The sequence below is a fragment of the Bradyrhizobium archetypum genome (assembly GCF_013114835.1).
GTDB lineage: Bacteria > Pseudomonadota > Alphaproteobacteria > Rhizobiales > Xanthobacteraceae > Bradyrhizobium > Bradyrhizobium archetypum.
The window spans coordinates 1-1,227 of record NZ_JAAVLW010000030.1 but is presented as its reverse complement, the minus strand read 5'-3'; the positions used below and the strand labels follow the sequence as shown (position 1 = coordinate 1,227).

General features: G+C 65.1%; 1 protein-coding gene. It reads left to right on the top strand.

Annotated features, from left to right (window positions below; translation table 11 throughout):
• Positions 1 to 1,227: SDR family NAD(P)-dependent oxidoreductase (locus HCN50_RS32975; RefSeq protein WP_171714013.1), on the top strand; the 1,227-nt coding region annotated here is incomplete at both ends.

Below are 1,227 nucleotides of genomic sequence, written 5' to 3'. Positions count from 1 at the left end.
GCCCAGACCGAAGGCGCGTCGGCGACGTTGTTGATCGGCCGCGCCGCCGATGCGGAGGTGCTGCTGCGCGCGATCGAGAGCGGTGCGGTCAAGCAGCTTTGGCCGGTCGGCGTATTGTCGCCGTCGGCGGCGGACCGCGGGCAGTCGATACGCAACGTGCCGGTGCTCGGCGGGATCGACGACGTCGAAGATGTGGTCCGCGATTATGCCGGACGGGGAAAGCCGATTTCGCGGGTCGTCATGACGCCGTCGGCGTTCGAGCCGGAGGCCCATCCCGAGGCGGTCCTGATGCGGGCCAAGCGGCTCGGCCTGTTCGTCAGCCGCCTGCCGTCGCTCGAAAGCGGCGATGTGCCGAGGCTGACCAATGTCGCTGTCGAAGACCTTTTGCTGCGGCCGAGCGAAAAGATCGACTACGCGCGACTTGAGGCGCTGGTGAAGGGCAAGTCGGTGATCGTCACCGGCGGCGGCGGCTCGATCGGATCGGAGATTTGCGACCGCATTGCAACCTTCGGCGCGTCGCGTCTATTGGTGATCGAGCATTCGGAACCGGCGCTTTACGCGGTGACGGAAGCGCTGACGGCGCGCGCATCCAATGCCGCGATCGAGGGGCGCATCGCTGATATCCGCGATCGCGACCGGATCATGAACCTGATGAAGGAATTCAAGCCCGACATCGTGTTCCATGCCGCCGCGCTGAAGCATGTCCCGATCCTCGAGCGCGACTGGAGCGAAGGCGTCAAGACCAATATCTTCGGTTCCGTCAACGTCGCCGACGCCGCGCAGGCGGCGGGCGCCGAAGCCATGGTGATGATCTCGACCGACAAGGCGATCGAGCCGGTCTCGATGCTGGGCCTGACCAAGCGCTTTGCCGAGATGTATTGTCAGGCGCTCGACCACGACCTGATGATGCAATCGAGTGGCAAGCCGCATATGCGGCTGATCTCGGTGCGGTTCGGCAACGTGCTGGCCTCGAACGGATCGGTGGTGCCGAAATTCAAGGCGCAGATCGAGGCCGGCGGCCCGGTCACGGTGACGCATCCCGACATGGTCCGGTACTTCATGACCATCCGCGAAGCCTGCGATCTTGTGTTGACGGCTGCGACGCACGCGCTGACGCCGGCGCGGCCCGATGTCTCCGTCTACGTCCTCAACATGGGACAGCCGGTCAAGATCGTGGAGCTCGCCGAGCGGATGATCCGCCTGTCCGGCCTCGAGCCCGGCATTGAT